Origin of the sequence: Pseudomonas abietaniphila, assembly GCF_039697315.1 — a bacterium.
In the GTDB taxonomy this organism is placed as follows: domain Bacteria; phylum Pseudomonadota; class Gammaproteobacteria; order Pseudomonadales; family Pseudomonadaceae; genus Aquipseudomonas; species Aquipseudomonas abietaniphila_B.
The window spans coordinates 2,950,601-2,970,799 of sequence record NZ_CP155619.1 but is presented as its reverse complement, the minus strand read 5'-3'; the positions used below and the strand labels follow the sequence as shown (position 1 = coordinate 2,970,799).

General features: G+C 58.6%; 16 protein-coding genes and 1 pseudogene. 4 read left to right on the top strand and 13 right to left on the bottom strand.

Features of this window, described 5'->3' with window-relative positions; translation table 11 throughout:
- Position 1: 1 nt before the first annotated feature.
- The 3 genes from ABDX87_RS13200 to ABDX87_RS13190 all read right to left on the bottom strand — a co-directional run bounded on the left by ABDX87_RS13200 (position 2) and on the right by ABDX87_RS13190 (position 3,204).
- Positions 2–778: a DUF3050 domain-containing protein gene (locus ABDX87_RS13200; RefSeq protein ID WP_346833230.1), complete on the bottom strand. Its 777-nt coding sequence runs from the start codon at positions 776–778 to the stop codon at positions 2–4.
- 745 nt (positions 779–1,523) lie between these two features.
- Positions 1,524–2,276: a thioesterase II family protein gene (locus tag ABDX87_RS13195; protein WP_346833229.1), complete on the bottom strand. Its 753-nt coding sequence runs from the start codon at positions 2,274–2,276 to the stop codon at positions 1,524–1,526.
- Positions 2,277–2,460: 184 nt separating this feature from the next.
- Positions 2,461–3,204: a GntR family transcriptional regulator gene (locus ABDX87_RS13190; RefSeq protein ID WP_346833228.1), complete on the bottom strand. Its 744-nt coding sequence runs from the start codon at positions 3,202–3,204 to the stop codon at positions 2,461–2,463.
- A gap of 327 nt (positions 3,205–3,531) precedes the next feature.
- Here ABDX87_RS13190 and lapG point away from each other — a divergent pair, with 327 nt between their 5' ends.
- Together lapG and lapD are read left to right on the top strand one after the other, a co-directional pair.
- Entirely contained in the window at positions 3,532–4,242 is a 711-nt protein-coding gene (gene lapG, locus ABDX87_RS13185; RefSeq protein WP_346833510.1) for a cysteine protease LapG, read from the top strand.
- A gap of 27 nt (positions 4,243–4,269) precedes the next feature.
- Positions 4,270–6,213 (top strand): cyclic di-GMP receptor LapD, encoded by a 1,944-nt coding sequence (gene lapD / locus ABDX87_RS13180; RefSeq protein ID WP_346833227.1) that lies wholly within the window; start codon positions 4,270–4,272, stop codon positions 6,211–6,213.
- Positions 6,214–6,328: 115 nt separating this feature from the next.
- On the opposite strand, the gene ABDX87_RS13175 is transcribed toward lapD, so the two are convergent.
- The 5 genes from ABDX87_RS13175 to ABDX87_RS13155 all read right to left on the bottom strand — a co-directional run bounded on the left by ABDX87_RS13175 (position 6,329) and on the right by ABDX87_RS13155 (position 11,371).
- A complete protein-coding gene (locus ABDX87_RS13175; RefSeq protein WP_346833226.1) occupies positions 6,329–7,333 on the bottom strand; it encodes an aldo/keto reductase in 1,005 nt (334 codons plus the stop codon).
- A 157-nt stretch (positions 7,334–7,490) separates the two neighbouring features.
- On the bottom strand, positions 7,491–8,675 hold the full coding sequence (locus ABDX87_RS13170; protein WP_346833225.1) for an MFS transporter: 1,185 nt from the start codon (positions 8,673–8,675) through the stop codon (positions 7,491–7,493).
- Between the two features lie 188 nt (positions 8,676–8,863).
- On the bottom strand, positions 8,864–9,685 hold the full coding sequence (locus ABDX87_RS13165; RefSeq protein ID WP_346833224.1) for an ABC transporter substrate-binding protein: 822 nt from the start codon (positions 9,683–9,685) through the stop codon (positions 8,864–8,866).
- Positions 9,686–9,707: 22 nt separating this feature from the next.
- Positions 9,708–10,472 (bottom strand): amino acid ABC transporter ATP-binding protein, encoded by a 765-nt coding sequence (locus ABDX87_RS13160; protein ID WP_346833223.1) that lies wholly within the window; start codon positions 10,470–10,472, stop codon positions 9,708–9,710.
- Between the two features lie 20 nt (positions 10,473–10,492).
- Positions 10,493–11,371, bottom strand: coding sequence for an amino acid ABC transporter permease (locus ABDX87_RS13155; RefSeq protein WP_346833222.1), 879 nt, complete (start codon positions 11,369–11,371; stop codon positions 10,493–10,495).
- Positions 11,372–11,683: 312 nt separating this feature from the next.
- On the opposite strand from ABDX87_RS13155, the pseudogene ABDX87_RS13150 reads away from it, so the two are divergent.
- Positions 11,684–12,648: pseudogene (locus ABDX87_RS13150) on the top strand (LysR family transcriptional regulator).
- 35 nt (positions 12,649–12,683) lie between these two features.
- On the opposite strand, the gene ABDX87_RS13145 reads toward ABDX87_RS13150, so the two are convergent.
- Positions 12,684–13,376 carry an HAD-IA family hydrolase gene (locus ABDX87_RS13145; protein ID WP_346833221.1) on the bottom strand — a complete coding sequence of 231 codons (693 nt, stop codon included), beginning with the start codon at positions 13,374–13,376 and terminating at the stop codon, positions 12,684–12,686.
- Between the two features lie 217 nt (positions 13,377–13,593).
- Between ABDX87_RS13145 and ABDX87_RS13140 the strand changes: the two genes are divergently transcribed.
- Positions 13,594–15,081 carry a YdgA family protein gene (locus ABDX87_RS13140; RefSeq protein ID WP_346833220.1) on the top strand — a complete coding sequence of 496 codons (1,488 nt, stop codon included), beginning with the start codon at positions 13,594–13,596 and terminating at the stop codon, positions 15,079–15,081.
- Positions 15,082–15,552: 471 nt separating this feature from the next.
- Here ABDX87_RS13140 and ABDX87_RS13135 read toward each other — a convergent pair whose 3' ends face one another.
- The 4 genes from ABDX87_RS13135 to ABDX87_RS13120 form a co-directional block, all read right to left on the bottom strand.
- Positions 15,553–16,683 carry a mechanosensitive ion channel family protein gene (locus ABDX87_RS13135; protein ID WP_346833219.1) on the bottom strand — a complete coding sequence of 377 codons (1,131 nt, stop codon included), beginning with the start codon at positions 16,681–16,683 and terminating at the stop codon, positions 15,553–15,555.
- A 107-nt stretch (positions 16,684–16,790) separates the two neighbouring features.
- Positions 16,791–17,450, bottom strand: coding sequence for an adenylyl-sulfate kinase (gene cysC, locus ABDX87_RS13130; protein ID WP_346833218.1), 660 nt, complete (start codon positions 17,448–17,450; stop codon positions 16,791–16,793).
- The gene (locus ABDX87_RS13125; RefSeq protein ID WP_346833217.1) at positions 17,443–18,138 is read right to left on the bottom strand and encodes a sulfotransferase family 2 domain-containing protein; all 696 of its coding nucleotides are present in this window, start codon (positions 18,136–18,138) and stop codon (positions 17,443–17,445) included. The genes cysC and ABDX87_RS13125 overlap by 8 nt, the downstream gene beginning before the upstream one ends.
- A 247-nt stretch (positions 18,139–18,385) precedes the next feature.
- Entirely contained in the window at positions 18,386–20,194 is a 1,809-nt protein-coding gene (locus ABDX87_RS13120; RefSeq protein WP_346833216.1) for a J domain-containing protein, read from the bottom strand.
- Positions 20,195–20,199 lie beyond the last annotated feature (5 nt).

Below are 20,199 nucleotides of genomic sequence, written 5' to 3'. Positions count from 1 at the left end.
GTCATGCGCTGGCCTCCAGGGCCGGTTCGCGCATGCTCACGCGCAGCGCGTCCCACAGGGCGATGCGGCTTTCCACGGCGGCAATGGCGGCCTCGTAGACTTCGTGTTCGCGTTGCGCGTCGCCATCCACCAGACGTGCGAGCAAGGATTCGGCAGCTGGACCGTGGTCCTCGGAATCCACCTCGATGTGCCGCTCCAGGTAATAGCGGAAAGTAGGCGCCTGGCTGGCCGTGATTCCCCAGTCGTCGAGGATGCGCTGGAACATCTGTGGGATGACGCTTTCTCGCCCGTGGAGAAAGGCTGCGGCGACGCTGTGGGCGGGAGCATTGATGGCGGTGTCGAGGGTGTCCCGAACGAACCGGGCGGAGGCTTTTTCGGCGTTGACGCTCTCCAGCGCGGTTTCGTAATGCACGCCTTCCTTCTGCAGGGCAACGAAGCGCTCGACGCGAGCAGTGCTGGCGCCGACTTCCCGCATGGCGTCCAGGTACAGCTCGAAGTGGCTGTAATGGCCGTGATCGAGGCGGTCATCGGACTCCTCGCCCAGTACGATTTCATTGATCAGGCGCGCGGCCTTGGCGTCTTTTGGCGGGAGCCACGGCAGTTGGGTACAACTGAGCTCCCGTTGCAGGCGTTTGGTCAGTGACATGAAGTCCCACACCGCGAAGACATGAGCCTCCATAAACCGTCGGAGTACATCCAGTGAATCAATTTCGGAGAAGATCGGGTGAGCACTGAGTTCCGATTTCTTGCGGTTCAATAGTTGCTTTTGAGTGTTCATGGAGACGTCCTTGAATGTGAAAGTTCTGCGCTTATTGCGCACTTTAGTTGCCGAACAGGTATGGGCGTTGACCCAGGCTTAACAAATGTCGGGCGAGCGAAGTTCTCGAACAGATACGTCGTTTAATCGTCACAGGTTTATATGCCAGGCATTGTGTGCCCTGCGTCGCGCTCCGTCAGACGCCAGAGCTGTAGAGCTTTCCGGAGTCAGGTGAGTGGCGACGGGAAAACGTTAAAGCACTTTTTAATACGAGGGCAAATGCTTTTTATAAATTTTGAATTGAGTGAAATCTACGCAAATAGAGCTTCGATAAAACTTTTAATTTAAGTTTTATTGAGGCGAGCGCAACCCTTCCAACTCACTAAAGTCAGAATTTATAATAATGAACGAATGCCTCGTTCAGCGTTACGCGTTAACTGAATAATCGGTTTTGAAAGAATGTTGTGTGGGCGACGTTGATGGGCATCCCTCATGACGTCTCCGCCCTCTGCACTGCTCCTTTTTTTCTCCATGACATCCGTTTACAAAATCGACTGCAGACGATTTCGTCACCCGAGTGTGCCTGAACACAGAAACGCGCTGCGTCGAGGCCAGGAGATTTCACGATAGGTGAGCAGACAGGTGGGCGTAGAAGCCTTGTCGGTGTGAATCTGCTCACCCACACATCGGCGCATTCGCGACGTGTGTCATCCAGTGGTCGTGAGCAAACTCCCTCCGACAGGAGAGAGCGTCGCTGCGCGGTCTGTCAGACGCCCAGCAGCCCCAGGTGAGTGTTGATGATGTGGAGCAGACGGTCTCGCTGCGCTCTGAGGAAGTAATGATCGCCGCGGACTTCGATCAACTCGAATTCGCGACGCGTGAATTCCCGCCAGTTCATCATGCTGGCGGCAGTGTCGAGTGGGTCTTCGCTGCCGTAAAGGGCGGTCAGCGGCATGTTCAGACCTCCGTCAGGATAATGCGACCACAACTCGGCAAGCTTCAGGTCGCTGCGCATGACCGGCTCGAACAGGCGCATCAGCTTCTTGTCATGAAGCATCGACTCAGGCGCTGCGCCGAGTTTGATCAGCGCCTCGATGAAGTCGTCTTTGGGCAGCGTATGCAGGTAGGGTTGAGGCTGTTGGCTGTCAGGGCTGCGACAACCGGAGATGAACAGGTGTCGGGTCATGCCGGGGAACTGCGTTTGCGCCACCCGCGCCATTTCGTACGCCATACGGCCGCCGAAACCGTGACCGTAGAAGGCATGCGGTTCGGTCAGGTAATGTCGCAACGCGGAGAAGGTGTCTTCCAGCAATGGCGCCCATTGATCGAAGGGCGTTTCCTTGAGCCGACTGCCGTGGCCCGGCAGGCGCAGCGTCACCAGTTCGATGTGATCCGCGAGGCCTTCCGACCAGTCACGAAACTGCTCCGGATCGCCGCCCGCGTGCGGGAAGCAGATCAAACGCGTCCTGATGGGCTGTCCTGAATTGACAACCATCAGCCATTTGTTTTTGGCGTTCACTCAGGTTTCCCCAAGCCTGTTTATGCAGGCTTATCACAACCGTGGGGCCGGGTCCTTCGGCGCTGGCACCGCTAAAGCCGGTGCTCATTGAACCCCTTGCCTCATCCGGTTGCGAGCGGCAACTGCAGACAGGGGCGCGAACTGCTGGACATGAGCATAGTCGCCGCTCACGATCGTCGAACCCTCATTGGGCGAGGGCGCGCTTCCTTGACACCGTGGCGGGTTTGGCGGCTTCCGCTGGACGGCTTTTCAGATAGGTGTTGATGGCCTCGACACCACGGTTCAAGTGGTGAGCGAGGGCGTGGACCGTCTCGTCGACAGCGCCAGCCTCGGCCATCTGCAACAATTCCCTATGGTCGTTTTGGGACAGCTTGCCCAGTCCCATGTATTTGAGGTTGAACCGCAGAAAGCGTTCCTCCTCGTTCAGACCGTCTTCGACCAGCTTGAGCAGGCGTTTGTTCTGCGCCCGGGAATACAAGGTCATGTGGAACATTCGGTTGAGCGTGCCAATCTTCGAGTAATCAGTTTCGAGCTCGAGTTGCTCGATATAACTGCGGGCCAGGTCGATGTCGTCGGCGGTGAGCAGCGGAATCGACTGTCGCAGGGCCTCGGACTCCAGCAGGATGCGCAGCGCATAGGCATCGGTAGCGTCTTCGTTGATCAGCGGAGCGACGACAGCGCCCTTGTGGGTCTCTACGCGCAGCAGCGATTGAGCCTCAAGCTGGCGCAAAGCCTCACGCACAGGCATACGGCTCACACCAAACAGCGTGGCCAGCTCTTGCTGGCGCAAGGCGACGCCGGCGGGCAGGCGTCCGTCGAGAATCGCGGCGCGCAATTTTTCTTCGATCACCGCGCGCGCAAGGTGCGCAGGCGGCTGTTCGTCGCCGAGCACTTCTCGCAGAAATTGTTCTTTCTCAGTCCTGCGCATCGATGACTTCTTCTTCACTGATCAGAGATTGGATCCAATGGAACACTAGAGGCCGTAACCCGGGTTGTCAAACCTGGACTTTCGTTCGGCTTGTTTCGGGGGACCGCATTCTACAAGGCTTTGTGGCGTTCATGTGCCTACCGTGTTCTATCCTTTTACCGATACAAGGCGTCGGAAAACGGTCGCCTGGACGCGGCATTTCAACGCTCACGTCGGCAGACAATCGAAGTCATTGAATTGCAAGCCAATGATCGCCAGATGCCATTATTTTCCCCGGTTGGAGGCTCGCCAGCGAGTACCTCCGGTCGATCCCATGGATTGAGCGCCTTGGCGACCCGTTTCGCTGTTGACCGGCTTGCACGCAGGCTTTGTCAGCTACTGCTGACGGGTGTCGTGTTGGTGAGTCTGGCGTATGCCGGTTGGGACTTCTCGCTGATCACGCGGCGTGCCAGCACGTTGTACGGTCCATCGGTGGAAGGGCGGCACCGCGTCGATGCCTGGAGAGCCCTGCTCAACGGCCACAAACCCGCCAGCGATCCGGAGCTGCTGCAGCGGGTCAACCAGTTCTTCAATCAGGAGCTGCGCTACGTCGAGGACATCGACCTGTGGAAAGTGGATGACTATTGGGCCACGCCTGTTCAGTCGCTGTGGAAGGGCGCGGGGGACTGCGAAGATTTTGCCATCGCCAAGTACTTCAGCCTGCGGCAATTGGGCATGCCCGCAGACAAATTGTTGATCACCTACGTCAAGGTGCTCAACCCGGAGCGTGCGCACATGGTGCTCACGTATTACCCCGACGCAGACGGTGAGCCGTTGGTGCTCGACAGTCTGGTCGACACCATTGAGCCCGCGGACGCACGCAAGGACCTGCTGCCGGTGTACGCCTTCAACGGTGAAGGCGTGTGGTTGCCTGACGCGACGGATACCACCATAGGGAGCAGCAGCATAGCGGGGGACATCAAGCAGTTGTCCCGCTGGCAAGACGTGCTGAACAAGATGAAAGCCGAAGGTTTTCCGGTTGAGGGCAATACGCCCTGATCTATCCGAAAGAACAAGGATTTGCCTATGACCCTGTTCAAACAGCTGTTGATCGCCATCTGTCTATTCATGATCGTCGCCTTCAGCGGCGGATTCATGGTCAGCCTGGAAAGCTCGCGCAACCAATACGTCAACCAACTGCGATCCCACGCGCAGGATGCCGCCACTGCGCTGGCGCTGTCATTGAAACCGTCGGTGGACGATCCGACGATGATGGAACTGGTGGTCAGCTCGATTTTCGACAGCGGTTATTACGCACGCATTCGGGTCGTCAACCTCACCACCGGCAAGGTCATCGTAGAGCGTAACGCTACGCCTGCGGCCACGGCGCCTGACTGGTTCATCGATCTGATTGCCCTCGAACCTGCTGGCGCCAGTGCGATTGTCAGCCGGGGCTGGCGTCCGGCGGCCAAGGTCGAGGTGGTCAGCCATCCGATGTTTGCCATCGGCAAGCTCTGGCAAGCGGCCCTGGGTAATCTGGGTTGGCTGCTGCTGTGCGGTGCGATCAGCTTCCTGCTCGGCGCGTGGCTCTTGCGTCGGCAACTTCGGCCGCTGGATTACCTGGTCGAACAATCCCAGGCCATCGGTCGTCGCGAGTTTCTGAGCGTGTCGGAATTGCCCGCCACGCCCGAGTTGCGCCGAGTGGTGCTGGCGATGAATCAGATGGTGGACAAGCTAAAGGCGCTCTTTCACGAACAGGCCGAGCGGACCGAGAAGCTGCGTATCGAGTCTTATGAAGACAGCCTGACGGGCCTCGCCAACCGGCGTTATTTCGACATGCGGTTGAACGAGCACGTCAGCCAGGTCGAAGATGCCCGTTCGGGCTACTTGTTGTTGATGCGCGTAAATGACCTGACCGGGCTGAACGAGCGCATGGGCGGCCAGAAGGCCGATGCCTTGTTGGTGGCCGTCAGCGATGTGCTGCTGCGTCAGTGTTTCAATCATGCCGAAGCGCGGCATTTGATCAGCCGCATTCGGGGCGGCGAGTTCGCCGTGCTGGCGCCTGGTCTGGTCAAGGAAGAGGCCCTGCAACTGGCCCATGAACTGGAAACCGCGTTGAGCAGTCTGCGCGGAACAGGCGCGTCGGACGTCAGCCCTGCGGCCTTCATTGGCTTGGCGCCCTACACCCCGGGAGATTCGGCACAAACGTTGTTGGGGCTGGCAGACCAGGCTTTGTCTCAGGCAGAAACCCAAACCGACCATATTTGGTACTGCATCGAGCACGGCGCCGTGGACAGCCTGGAAGACGATCATCACGCCTGGTACGAATTGCTTGATCAGGCCCTGTCAGAGCGTCGGTTTCAGTTGTTCTTTCAACCGGTGATGGACGCCAATGACATCAGTCGCGTGCTGCATTTCAAAGTGCTGTCCCGGGTAATCGACGAGGACTCGCAAACGTTGCCCGCCGGGCGTTTCTTGCCCTGGATCGAGCGCTTCGGCTGGTCTGCCCGGCACGATCGGGTGATGCTGGAAACCGTTTTCGAACAACTCCTTCGTCACGACCAGAAGCTGGCGCTGAACCTGTCGGCGGCCACGTTGGGTGATTCCGGCGCGCTGAATGCGATGTTCGATCTATTGCGAAGGCATGCGCACCTGGCGTCGAGGCTGATTCTGGAGATCGGCGAGGAGCAGGTGCCCGATCAGCAGGCGCTGGAGGACCTGACGCGCCGGCTCAAGGAGTTGGGTTATTCACTCGCGCTGCAACATTTTGGCGGACGCTTCAGCATGATCGGTAACCTGTCGAGTCTGGGGTTGGCGTACCTGAAAATCGAAGGCAGCTACATCCGGGCCATCGACCAGGAGCGGCACAAACGCTTGTTCATCGAAGCGATTCAGCGCGCGGCACACAGCATCGATCTGCCCTTGATTGCCGAGCGGGTCGAGACGGAAGGTGAGTTCCAGGTACTGCGGGAGATGGGGATTCAAGGCGTGCAGGGCCAATTGTTTGGTGACCCTGCGCCTTGGGAGTAGCTGTAGTTGCACAACACTGTAGGAGTCGGCTTGCTGGCGAAGGCGCAGTGTCAGTCAGTACATTCAATGGCTTTACAGTGCGTTCGCCAGCCACCCTTATCTTTACAGGCCTGTCTTACACGTAACGGCCTGTCACAAAGTGCTGCACGTCATTGAAGCCGGGTGTCGAGGCGTGGCCCGGTGTCACCAGCGAGTCAATGAAGGCCTCGTCTTCTGCCGTGATCTTCACGCTCAGCGCCTTGGTGTAGCTGTCCCACTGGTCTTCAGTGCGAGGGCCGACGATGGCCGAGGTCACCGCCTGGTTGTTCAACACCCAGGCAATGGCGAACTCGACCAGACCGACACCCTTGTCCTTGGTGTAAGCCTGCAGTTTCTGCGCGATGTGCAGCGACTCCGTCCGCCATTCGGTTTCCAGAATGCGCTTGTCCTGACGGCCTGCGCGGGTGCTGCTGTCGGGTGTGACGTCCGGCGCGTATTTGCCGCTGAGCACGCCGCGAGCCAGTGGGCTGTAAGGCACCACGCCCAAACCGTAGAACCTGGCGGCAGTGATCTGCTCCAGTTCCGCCTGACGGTTGACGATGTTGTACAACGGCTGGCTGATCACCGGCTTGTCGACGCCCAGACGCTGCGCGACGTTGACCACTTCAGCGATGCGCCAGCCACGGAAGTTCGAGACGCCCCAGTAACGGATCTTGCCCTCGCGAATCAGATCGCCGATGGCCGACACCGTCACTTCAAGTGGCGTGTTGTGGTCTTCTTTGTGCAGGTAATGGATGTCGATGTAGTCGGTGTCGAGGCGACGCAGGCTGGACTCGATCTCGTTGAAGATGTGCTTACGGTTAAGGCCGCTGGTGTTCGGCGCAGTGTTGCCGGAGCTGCTGCCGACCTTGGTCGCCAGTACCCATTCGCTGCGGTTTTTGGCGATGGCCTCGCCGACAATCTCTTCTGAACGACCGGCGTTGTAGACGTTGGCCGTGTCGATGAAATTCACGCCTTGGTCCCAGGCCTTGTCGATGATGCGCAGCGACTCTTCGGTGCCGGTCTGCACACCGAACATCATGGAGCCCAGGGTCAGCGTTGAAACCTTGAGGCCGGATTGGCCAAGCGTGCGGTAGATCATTGCTCGATGTCCTTTTCGTCAGGAAGTGGAAATCAGGACAGTCTGGGCAGGCTCGAAGCTCTGGAAGAGGCCCGTCAGACCGACAGCTCTAGGCCGGACATACTCGCCTGTTTGTGGCGGATTTGAAAAGTGACAATTTTGGGTTGGTGGCACGCTTCTACAAGGGAATATCCGGGTGAGTGAGCTTCGCGCGTCGCCCGCTGAGAAAACACAGCGTCCCACCGACCGCAGTCAGACACGCCAGCACATAGAACATCGTCGGTGCTGGCGTGTTGATCAATAAGCAACCACAGATCACCGGGCTCATTGCGCCACCGAAAGCCGCCAGGTTTTGTGCGCCCAGATAACTCCCGCGCAGGTGCTCGGGCGCGATGGTGTCGACGAACAGGTACTCGGCCGGGTAAATGATCATCTCGCCCAAGGTGAACACAAACATCGCCGCGCACCAGGCCAAGGTGCTTTGCGCAAAGCTGAAGCCGAAGAGTCCGACGGCGAACAGCGCAGTGCCCAGGCATATCCAGTACGGCAACTGCTCACGCTTGAGAAAGCGGCCGATCTGGTACTGCATCAGGATCACCGTCACTGCGTTGCAGGCCAGGACCGCGGACAGGATTTTCAGCGCCTGTGCCGAGGTGTGAGTGACCAGCAGAAACTGAGAGAGGTACAGCGTGTAGCGGCCATGCACGATGGTGCTGAGCAGGCTGCCGCCAGTGAACAGGATCAACGTCCGGTCGTTTTTGAGCGTCGCCAGGGTGTCGAGAAAACTGCGGGGTTGATGCTCGCGATCAGACACGGTCGGCGGGATGCCGATCATGAGAAACAGGCTGCCGAACGCGATGGCGCTGGCGATCAGAAACGGCGCCAGCGGCAGATGTCCGGCAATCAACACGCCAAGCATCGGGCCAGTGGCGTAGCCGATGTTGGTCAGGGTATAGCGCAGGGAGAACACCTTGGCGCGGTCGCCGATGGGCAGGTTCTCGCTGATGATCGCCTTGGACCCGATCAGAAACAGCGCTGACGCAGTCTCGGTGATCACCAAGGTCAAGGTGGTGAGGTAGACGTTCTGGGCGAAGGTCAGCAGGGTGAAGCCGATGGAGCTGGACAGCATCGCCAGGATTAGCAGCTTGCGCTTTTCCAGGCGGTCGATGATGTAGCCGCCATACAAACCCAACAGCGTAGCGAGGAACACCGCGATCCCCATCAGCAGCCCGACATCTTGCTGGTTCAGTCCCAGTCTGGTGCTCAGGAACAGCGTCAGCAAAGGGCTGGTCATCGCCCGGCTCATGACGATGGTCAGTGAGCAGACCATCAGGCGGCGAATGACGAGGGAGTAGGTGGCCACGGGTGTTCTTATGTCCTTTTTGTTTTCTGGCCGCAGATGCCGCTGGGGCACCGGGATCTACTGTAGGAGCGCGCTTGCCCGCGAAGGCGTTGTGTCAGTCGCAAAACGTGGCACAGATAGATCGCAATCGCGGGCAAGCGTGCTCCTACAGGATCGTGTTGCGGAATCGTCCGTGCAGGCTCGCGCTATTACTTGCCCTGATCCATCCCGATCTTGGTCACTGCACCTTGCTCCAAATCCCACTTCTTGAGGATCTTGCCGTAGGTGCCGTCATCGACCATGGCCTGCATCGCTTCGGCGATCGCTTTAGCCAGCTCCGGGTTGGACTTGTTCACGCCCAGGCCGGTGAACTGCTTGGAGATCGCCAGGCCGATCGGCTTGTAGGTGTCCTTCTCCTGCGACATGAGGTAAGGAATGGTTTCGCTGCCTTGCATGGCTGCATCCAGACGACCCTGACGCAGTTGCGCACGAGCATCGGCGGAGCCTTCGGAGCCGGTCACGATAATGGCGGGCTTACCGGCCGCTTCGCAGTTTTCCTTGCTCCATGCCGCGATTTCCGCAGGCCAGGTGGTGCGGCGGCTGGTGCCGACTTTCTTGCCGCACAGGTCAGTCAGTTGATTGAGCTCGGTGTTCTTGGTCAGTGTGTACAGCTGTGGGCCGCTGGTGAAGTAGTCGATGAAGGTCACCGATTTCTGACGCTCGGCGGTGTCAGTCATGCCCGACAGAATGATGTCGAAACGCTTGGTCACCAGACCGCTGACCATCTGCTCGAACGCGGTTTCCTGCCAGCTGATTTTCACGCCCAGACGTTCGGCCAGCGCGTTACCCAGATCGACGTCCAGGCCGGTTAGCGTGTTGGTGCTTGTGTCTTTGAAGTCCATCGGCGGGTAGTTCGGCACGATGGCGGCGGTGATTTCACCTTTTTCCTTGAGGCTGGCGGGGACGGCAGCCAGGACTGAAGCGGAGACCATCAGGCCGGCGAGCAACGTGGGGAGGATCAGTTTTTTCATGGTCGTTCTCGTTTGTTCTGGTTTAGGTGCGAACGGCAGAAATGAAGCTTTGGGTTCTTGGGTTTTGTGGGCTTATTAGAATGTCTTCCGGGCTGCCGGCCTCCACAATCTGGCCGCCGTCCATGAACACCATGCGGTTGGAGACTTCGCGCGCGAAGCCCAGCTCATGGGTCACAACGATCATGGTCATGCCGCTGTGCGCAAGGTCGCGCATCACCGACAACACTTCGCCCACCAGCTCCGGGTCGAGGGCCGAAGTGGGTTCGTCGAACAGCATCAGCTTGGGCCGCATGGCCAGCGCGCGAGCAATCGCCACGCGCTGCTGCTGGCCGCCGGACAGCTCGACGGGATAGGAATGACGCTTGTCTGCAAGGCCCACGCGGGCGAGCAGTTCGATCGCCTCTTCGTTGGCTTCCTTGGGCGAACGCTTGAGCACCTGGATCGGGCCTTCGATCACGTTCTGCAGGGCGGTCATGTGCGGAAAAAGGTTGAAACGCTGGAACACCATGCCGGTGCTCAATCGCTGGCGCGCAACCTGGCTTTCGTTCAGCTCGTGCAGCTTGTTGCCGACGATGCGGTAGCCCACCAGTTCGCCATCGACCCACAGGCCGCCCTTGTCGATCTTTTCCAGCTGATTGACGCAACGCAGCAGCGTGCTTTTGCCCGAGCCCGAGGGCCCGATGATGCACAGCACTTCACCTTGCTCGACCTCGATGTTGACGTCTTTGAGGGCGTGGAACTGGTCGTAGTATTTGTTCAGGCCGACGGCTTTGACGATGCTTCTCATACGAATCTCCAGGGCCTGAATTACGAACGCTTGCCGGCGCCGCGTGCGAAACGCAGTTCCAGACGGCTTTGACCGAATGACAGAACGGTGACCACCGCCAGGTACCAGATGCCGGCGACGATCAACAGCTCCATGACGCGGGCGTTGGCGTAATAAATGTTCTGCGCGTTGTGCAGCAGCTCCGAGTACTGAATCACGCTGGCGAGACTGGTCATCTTCACCATGCTGATGAACTCGTTACCGACGGGCGGAATGACCACGCGCATGGCCTGCGGCAGGATCACCCGACGCAACGCTTGAAGGCGCGGCATGCCAATGGATTTGGCGGCTTCGTACTGACCGGTGTCCACCGACAGCAGGCCCGCCCGAACCACCTCGGCGGTGTACGCACCCTGGTTGATGCTCAGGCCCAGCAGCGCGGCGACGAAGGGCGTCATCAACGTGACGGTGTCGAGCTGGAACACACCGGGGATGCCGATCACCGGGAAGATCAGGGCCAGGTTGAACCACAGTAGCAGTTGCAGAATCAGCGGCGTGCCGCGAAACAGCCAGGTATAGATGATCGCTACGTAGCGCAGGATCGGGTTCGCCGACATGCGCATGATGGCGGTGATCACGCCGATCACCACGCCGAGGATCATCGCCAGAATCGACATGACGATGGTGTTGAGCAAGCCCCACATAATGGCTTCGGAGGTCAGAAACTGGCCGATGTAAGCCCACTCGATCTGCCCATTGGCGAACGCGCGTGCCAAGCCTGCCAGTGCAATCACGATCACCGTCGCGAAGAATATCCGCCCGTAATAGCGACGGGGCACGTGCTCGTACTGAGTGATGTCGAACGCGTTCTCGGACTTCTTGCGTTCGGCTTGCAGCTGCTCTGCCTGGTTCTGGTTCATGGTGTTTCTCCGAAGCTGTGTTCAGGCCGCGCGTATTCGATGCCAGTGAACAGCCCTTACAGCCTGTCGATCACGGTGTGTACACGCGTCGAGTGCTGGGGGTATTCGCTGAGAGTTGAGGGCAGTTTCGAGTTGCAAGTCCTGATCAAAGTGTCAGGTTTTATCGTCTTTAAATCAGCGAACGGGTCACTGATCGGGGCGTCGTGCGTATGGTTGCCAATCGCCATTTTCTGTGTTCATTATTATCAATCGGGCATGTTTTTGTTGTGGATCAAAGCCTGTTGAATATAACGGGCGAGGTAAATAAGCATTATGGAAACTCCACTTTCCATTTCTGGAAACGTGCCGCCAAAACCGGGGATTCGACCGCCTTTATCCCTCAGTGGAATGGACTTCAAGCTGCTTCGGGTCTTTCAGGCCGTGGTGGAGGCGGGCGGTTTCAGTGCTGCGCAGAACGAGCTGAACGTCGGCCTTGCCGCGATCAGCAAGCAGATTTCGGACCTCGAAATTCGCATCGGCATGCGACTGTGTACCCGAGGACGGGAAGGGTTTCATCTGACGGAAGAGGGCAAGCTGGTCTATCAGGCAACCATCGAACTATTTGCCTCGGTGGACACTTTCAGAGACCGGATTAGTTCGGCGCAAAATGAATTGATCGGCGACCTGAGTATTGGCGTTATCGATAACACGATGTCCGATAAAAGTTCGCCGTTAATTGCCTCGCTCAGAACAATGCACGATGAAGCGCCCAAAGTAAGGCTGCGCCTGCATGCCTCGCAACTCGATGACATCGAACGCGGTGTTGTCGAAGGGCGTTTGAGTGTGGGCATCGTTCCGGTCTACCAGCGTCGCGAGGAGTTCGATTATTTCGAGCTGTACGAGGAGCTTTCCCACGCCTACTGTGCCGTGGGTCACCCATTGTTCGACGTGGCCGAGCACGATCTGGACATCGACAGCCTTCGGCATTACCAGGTGATCAATCACCGGTACGCCATTCACCGAGACAAGGCGAGTTTCGTCAATTACGACAGCCAGTCGGCATCGGCCTCGCAGGTGGAGGCCGTGGCGATTCTGATCATGACCGGCCGGTTCATCGGCTTCCTGCCTGAACACTACGCGCGCAACTTGGTGCGTGACGGTCAGCTACGCGCCTTGCGCCCGGACCTCATTCACCTGAGCACGCCCTTCAACCTCATCCTGGGCACAGCGCACCGCGCAGCCCGCTCGTGAAAGCCTTTGCGCAGGCGCTGGGTGTGGATTTGAAGCGCGTGGTCTGAAGGGCGCGCGTACGACGGATGCGCGCATGCTCGCGTTACGCGTGATAACCCGGCAACCCCCAGTCTTCCAGCGGAAACTCCGCCAACGAACCCAGCATCAAATCGGCGTGTGCATATTGAGCCACCGGCATGTGCGAGTCCGGCACGGCCACGGCGTACATGCCTGCGGTTTTGGCGGCGGTCACACCGAATGGTGAGTCTTCGAACACCACGCAGTCCTTCGGATTGACGCCCAGCAGGCGCGCAGCCGTCAGGAAGATATCTGGTGCCGGCTTGGCTGCTTTCACGTCCTTGTGGTCGGCAGTGACCACATGTTTGAACAGCTCGAACCAGGAGCGGTGATTGCTCGTCTTCACGTGGAAGTAATGAAGTGAGGAGCTGGTGCCCACGGCGATCGGGATGTTGTGTTGCGCGAGGTGACGAACCAGCGCTTCAGCACCGTGCATCGGCTGGGCGTACGGAAAACGCTCGTCGAGCATCGGCTGGCGAACGGTGAGGAATTCTTCCGGGGACATCGGCAGCTCAAGCGCGCTGATCACGTACTCCGCGAAATCCTGCGAGCCACGCCCGATGGAATGCTGTTTCACGGCCCAGTCGAAGGTTTTGCCGTGCCAGTTGGCGATGGTATTGGTGACCTCGGTATAGATGCCTTCGGTGTCCAGCAACAGGCCGTCCATGTCGAAAATAACCGCCTTTATCGGCCCCTTTGGCTTTTGCGCGTTGCTCATCTCATCGATCCCGTTTGCAGGTTGATGCCCAGCCTAACGCCTTGGTAAAGGGCGTGGCTAGGCGCAACACCTGCAAAATGCCCTCGGCAGATGCTAATCTCGCCGGGCTCTCGGCAGCGCAAGGTGCTGCTCGGCGCTTGCATCGGAGCGCCGAAACCCTTTCGGGGTCAGGGAAGACACGACCTCTCTTCAAGAACGGACATCTTCGAGTCGACACATGAAAAAATCAGTCAACATTGCCGTAGGCGTCGTCGTGGTTGCAGGCGCTCTCATCACCGCCGGTGCCTGGTACACGGGGACTCGCCTGGAGGGCGTGCTCGGTGATGCTGTTCAGCAAGGCAATCAGCAAATTCAGGCTGCATTCGTTGGCCATGAAGGCAGTGCGAGCGTCGAGCTGCTGTCGCTGGATCGCCACTTCTTCACCAGCACCGCGCATTACAAATTCATCATCCAGAACCCGAAGCTCAATGGCGGTCAGCCGGTTGAACTGTTGTTCGTGGACAACATCGAGCACGGCCCTTTCCCGTGGAGCCGCGTGAAGTCGCTGAATCTGGTGCCGGTCATGGCGGCCAGCAACATGGCGCTCGAAAAGAACGTGTATTCCGAGAAGTGGTTCGCCATGACCCATGATCAAGCGCCACTGACCGGGCACTTCAGCATGGGCTACGATCGCGCTGCGTTGGGCCGCATCGAACTCCTGCCATTCCAGTTCGACGACCAGAACGGCTCCTTCAAATTCTCCGGTTTCACCCTCAACGCATCGGGCAGCGCTAACGGCGAGAAGCTGGAAGCCAACGGCGTGCTGGGCAGCCTGGACGTCACCGCGACTTCCGAAGAAGGACCGGTCAGCCTGTCCCTGCGTGACCTGACGTTCAACACGGGCGGGACCAAGGGCAAGTCAGGGTTCTACTTGGGTCACAGCGACGCCAAGGTGAGCTCGGCGACATTCCAGGCCGCAGGTCGTCCGCCGGTGCAGTTCAAGGACTTCGTCAACACCAGTCTGTTGCAGGAGGTTGAAGGCAACCTCAACGCGCAAGTCACCTACGACATTGGCAACATCTCGTTCGACGGCAAGGCCATCGGCTCATCGCAGATGGTCTGGAAATTCGCCAACTTCGACATCGCCTCGACCAAGGCCCTGTTGCAGATCTATCAGGAAAAAGTCCAGCCACAGGCGCAAGCAGCGGCGGCCATGGGTGAGTCCTATACGCCACACCTGAGCCCGGCCGATCAGGCGCTGGTGCAGGCGGAAGTCGGCAAGCTGCTGTCAGCCAAGCCGCACATTGAACTGGAAAAGCTGTCGCTGAAAACCGCCAATGGCGAGAGTCATTTCAGCCTGTCGATGGACCTGAGTAACCCGACCTCCCTTGACCAGCCGGGTGCCGCGCTGCTCAAGCAGCTGCTGACTCAACTGGACGCCAAGCTGGTGCTGTCCAAACCGATGATTCAGGACTTGGCCAGCCTGCAGGCACTGTCCGCCGGACAGACCGACCACGCCGCCATCGCCGAACAGGCCAAAGGGGCTGCCGAGTCGGTCGGTGGTATGGCGATCATGCTGCAAGTGGGCAAGGTTGAAGGTGACAACATCACCTCCAACCTGCACTACGCCAACGACGTGGTGGACTTCAACGGCGTGAAAATGAGCGCCCAACAGTTTGCCGCCGCCATGATGGGCAAAGTGGTGATGTTCAATCAGGCTCAGTGAGGTCTGAGTCAGCGCGCCGGTCCAGGGTCTCGGCGAGATACCTCTGTGGACGCGCGCTTGCTGTCGTAAGCCCCACTTAGCTCCCTATGGGAGCGTTTACTGTCATAAGCCCTGCGTAGATCCCTGTGGGAGTGAGCTCGCTCACGAAGACTGAGTGTCAGCCGCTGAATATCTGGCGACTGTACCGCCGCTTTCGTGAGCAAGCTCACTCCCACAGGTCAGTCGTCGTCCACAGGATTGATGGTTCGCCTCGTGTTCCATGCGGTCGATATCGATGTGGGAGCGGTTACTGTCGTAAGCCCTGCGTAGATCCCTGTGGGAGTGAGCTCGCTCACGAAGACCGAGTTTCAGCCGCTGAATATCTGGCGACTGTACCGCCGCTTTCGTGAGCAAGCTCACTCCCTCAGGTCAGCCGTCGTCCACAGGATCGATGGCTTTCCGTGTGTTCCATGCCGGCGATATCGAGGCCTGTTACACCGGTGGCTGACGCGGGATCTCGGTCGGTGGCTCATGAGCGTCCCGCTCCGGCTTCACGTTGCGTGACGACATTTCAGCCCGCAGCTGTGGCAGGCATTGCGGGTATTGTTTGGCAACGAAGGCAATCAGCCGCTCGCGCATGTGGCAGCGGGCATCCCAGCTGCGCGACGAATCTGCTGAACTCAACAGCACCCTCAACTGCATCGCCCTATCGGTCGTGTCGGTGACCTGCAGCACGCACACTCGGCCATCCCACAGATGCGGGATGTCTTTGCAGATACGCTCCGTCTCGGCCCGAAGCTCTTCCAGCGGCAGCGAGTAATCCACCCACAAAAACACTGACCCGATCAGGCTTGACGTGCTGCGCGTCCAGTTCTGGAACGGCTTCTCGATGAAGTATTGCAGCGGAATCACCATCCGCCGCTCGTCCCAGATCTTCAGCACGACATAAGTGCCACTGATCTCCTCAATGCGCCCCCATTCACCCTCGACGATCACCACATCGTCCAGCCGGATCGGCTGCGAAATCGCGATCTGCAACCCGGCGATCAGGTTGCCCAGCACCGGTTTGGCCGCGAAACCCGCCGCCAGGCCTGCAAGCCCGGCGGAAGCCAGCAAGCTGGTACCGATCTGCCGCACCGGCGGAAAACTCATCAGGATCAAACCGGTGCCGAACAGCAACACCAGCACATTCAAACAACGCACCAGCACACGCACCTGAGTCTGGATACGTCGTGCTTGAAGGTTGTCTTCAATGTCCAGCGGGTTGCGGATCGCCACGGCTTCACCAATGGCCTTCACACATCGCAAGGCCAGCCAGGTGAATGTGGCCACGACCAGCATCCCGTTCAGATGGCGCACGCCTTTGATCAACAACAGATCATCGGGCGCGGACGTCCATACGGTTTGCAGTGCCAGTAGCGGGATAAGCCAGAGCGTCGGCGATTCTGCGCGGTGAATCAGTTGCTGGGCGAAGACGAACGATTTGGCGACGCGTCGAAAGATCACCAGCGCAATCCAGCGCACCACCAGTGCGATGCACACGGCAACCGTCGCGGCGATCAGGGTATTGAGCCAAGGCAACGGCAGCGCATTGAGCCAGGCGTCCGGGAGTACGTGTTCCATACAGGTTACTCGTGAGGAAGACGGTTCAAAGACAAGGAGTGTGAACCCCTCAGCCCCTCATCGTTCCCCGGTCGCAGAACAATTGCCCGAATGTAATCCCTCTGTAATCAGCGTGCCAGAGCGTGCGAGCCGGTAAACGCGCTGTACGCGCCGCTTCGTGGGCGGGTCTCCAGCAACTGTGCGAGTAACTGGTCAATGAACTGGCTGCCTTGATCGACGCTGGTGTCGACCACGTACTCAGGCTCAAGAGGCGCTTCGTAAGGGCTGTCGATGCCCGTGAAGTGACGGATTCGTCCCTCGCGCACGGCTTTGTACAAGCCTTTAGCGTCCCGGCGCATGCATTCGCTTAACGGCGTACTGACGTGCACTTCAATGAAGTGCCCTTCGGCGAAATGCTGCCGACAGGCGTCGCGGTCTTCCCGATAAGGGGAAATCGCCGAGACAATCACGATCAGCCCGGCGTCCACCATCAGTTTGGCGACCTCGCCGATGCGCCTTACGTTTTCCCGTCGGCTGTCTTCGCTCATTCCCAAATCCTGACACAGGCCCCTGCGCAGACGGTCGCCGTCGAGCAAGTAACTGTGCAGCCCGTGGGCGACTAACGTCTGGTCGAGGTGATTACCCAGCGTGGTTTTGCCGGCGCCGGACAACCCGGTGAACCAGATACAGCATGCGCGCTGTCGCTTCAGCGATTCACGATCAGCCTGGGCCACTGACAGGGGCGAGGCAATGATCAGCGGGCGAGGTTCTGTGCGGGTATCAGTCATAGGAAAACAACTCGTAGTCTCGGGCGTAAACCTCGCGGATCCGTTTGCGGGAGGCGTCGGAACACAACCTAGCCGTCTGATAGCGTGGCCCGGGAGAACGGTTGAGGTGGTGCAACTGAACGTTGATGTCGAGGTGCTCGCACAATGCGGCGAAGTCCGCTTCCAGATGTTCCTGACGGCCGATGAAATCCACGGCAATCTGCCCCATGCTGTTTTGCAGAAACTGATACTGCGGCGCGAAGTGTATTTGCTTCGATACATTCTCCGGGTGCAGCCAGCCATCGACGAACGTATCGAACCGCGAATAACGGCTGACCAGTTCGAAAGCGGCTCTATCCCGCTGCTGCGGGTTCTGCAATAAATAACGATAAGCCGACAATGCTCGATGTAATGGATCACGTACAAAGCCAAACTTGAAGTATTGCTCATAACGGTCTTTGAATTGTTTTTCATACCAATACAGCGGCAGATGGCCGGTGGGTGTGCTGCCGAAGATCGACATCGCCACACTGCTGCCCGCGCATTTCGGCACATGAATGAAAATGCACTCGAAATGGTCGAAAGCCTCGGGGAACCGGGCGTTGCGCGACAGTGTCTTGTTGACCACCTGACGATCCACGACCGACAGCCGCTCCAGCAGAAACTCACGATGCTGCTTGGGGAATAACTTCCAGAGTAAATGATTCATGAGGATGACCTGTAACGAAGTGTGAAGCGACGTTCAGATTACAGGCAGTAAAAACACATGAGCGGAACTTTGCAAATACTTTACGCACGCAAGTTTCTTAATGGTCGTATGTAGGGTTTTGTTAGGAAGTTGATACAAAGGTGATGGGTGTATTGAATGAATGATGATAACTGGCTGTTTTTTATTATTGTTGCTTAGTATCGAGTAAGAAAAAGCGCCCGGCTTGTGTTTGCCGGACGCTTTACTTTCAGCGCGACCCGGCAGGCTTCTGTTCGCCCGCAGGCAGCTGCCCTTTGGCCTGCATGCTTCTGCACAAGGCGATCTTCTGCTCCACGGTTTTCCCTTGGCAGGCTTTCGTTGTCATCGCGTGCTCGCATGACTTGTTCATCAGGTTCAATGCCTCTTGGCTTGAGCAGTCGAACGGGGCAGCGGTCGCTGTCGGCTTCTCAGGCACAGGAACGGTTTGGAACGCAGGGTACGTCACCGCCTTGTAAGCCATGAACACGATCACCACCGCAGCGAAGATCAGCGGCCCGCGTTTTATTTTTCCGGTCAGCCTCCCCAGCCTTGCAGACAGGGCCGCATACGCCTGCGGATGTCGCCCAGGGGAAGCGATCAGCCACAGCAACATCAACATCGAGTAGCAACCCAAAGCCCAAGGGCCGACACGGGCCATGATCACGCCACAGAGCACCAGCGGAACGCCGTGACGTATCAGCAACGCTTGTGAGCCCGGCCAACTGAGCGAATCGGGGAGCAATTTCTGGCTGATCCACTCATCCCCGGCCTGCAATGCATTGGCCAGCGGTCCCCAGACCCGCATAAAGAGCATGCAACCCGCTGTCATGAGTACGGGATACACGCCTAGGAGGGCGGCGACATCTGCGAACGTAGTCGGTCTGGACATCACCTGCTGGGGCAACGTGTAGAGCAGTGTCATCAGCATCCAGCCAATCCAGATCCAGCGTCGCGCTTGAATCGGTTTGGTATGCAGGGTTCTCCAGCCTTCCAGATCGGCGTTCGGGAAATGCTCCAGCAAGTCAGGATAGCGATGGGTCAACTGACTGCACAACCGCTCGCAGGCGTCCCACAGGTCGACATTGCCGTTGCGCGCCAGATGCACACGTTCGGCATTGCTGCGGGGTGGATTGAGCACCAGCACGGCAGCTTGCTCATCGGTGATCGTCGAGTTACGGATCAGGCTGCGCTGCAGGTGTTGCAGGTACGCATGCTTCTCGCAGCGCTCGATCAGGCGGTACCAGATGAACTCCGGTTGAGGCGGCAAACTGCTGTTGGTTTCCCAGCCGAACAGCGTGCAGATCCTGTCGAACAGCGCGGGCGACCAGCCCTGGGTGTTGTGCAGAAACACTAGCATCCACCGATAGAACTGCTGACGACGCTCCAGCCCGTTCAGCCACGGTTGGCGGCTCAGCGTCTCGATGTCGTTGAACAGCCGACGCTCGTCGCCTTGGCTCAGCCGTAAGTCAAAACCCGCCTGCTCCCTGTCGAGCAAGGCTTCTGTCAGATGCACTTCCTGATCGTGATGGATGCGAGCGGTCTGCCAGGGCGTCAGCCAGTGCAGATGGGCGACGGCAGCCTTGAGCAGATCCATATTCGCTTCTGGATCTTGCAGGCACCGGTTCAGCAGCGCCTGTTGAAAGGGTGCTGCGCAATCCTGTTCCAGCGCATGGCGATACTGCTGCTGAAGGTTCTCGTCGGTGGTGTGCGAAGCCAGATCGGCGGCGAGCTTGAACGCCAGTTCGGACGACGTCGGGCCTGCATCATTCAGTTGATGCGGTTGAGGATTCGGTAGCTCACTCGTGAGCGGACTGCGCGCTGATTCTTCAATCGCTTCGCTGAGCGCCTCGTCCTCATACTCTTCGTCCTCCAAGCGCATGCGTGCCCAGTTCAACGCATGTTCGTACGCCTCCCGCAGACGCTGGAACGCTTCAGGATCGTCGTCCGGACGATTTACTTTAAGCAGCCTGGCGTACTGACGCTTGATGCTGCGCTCGTCAGCGTTTCGGTCCAGCTCAAGGACACTCCAATGATCCATGCGCG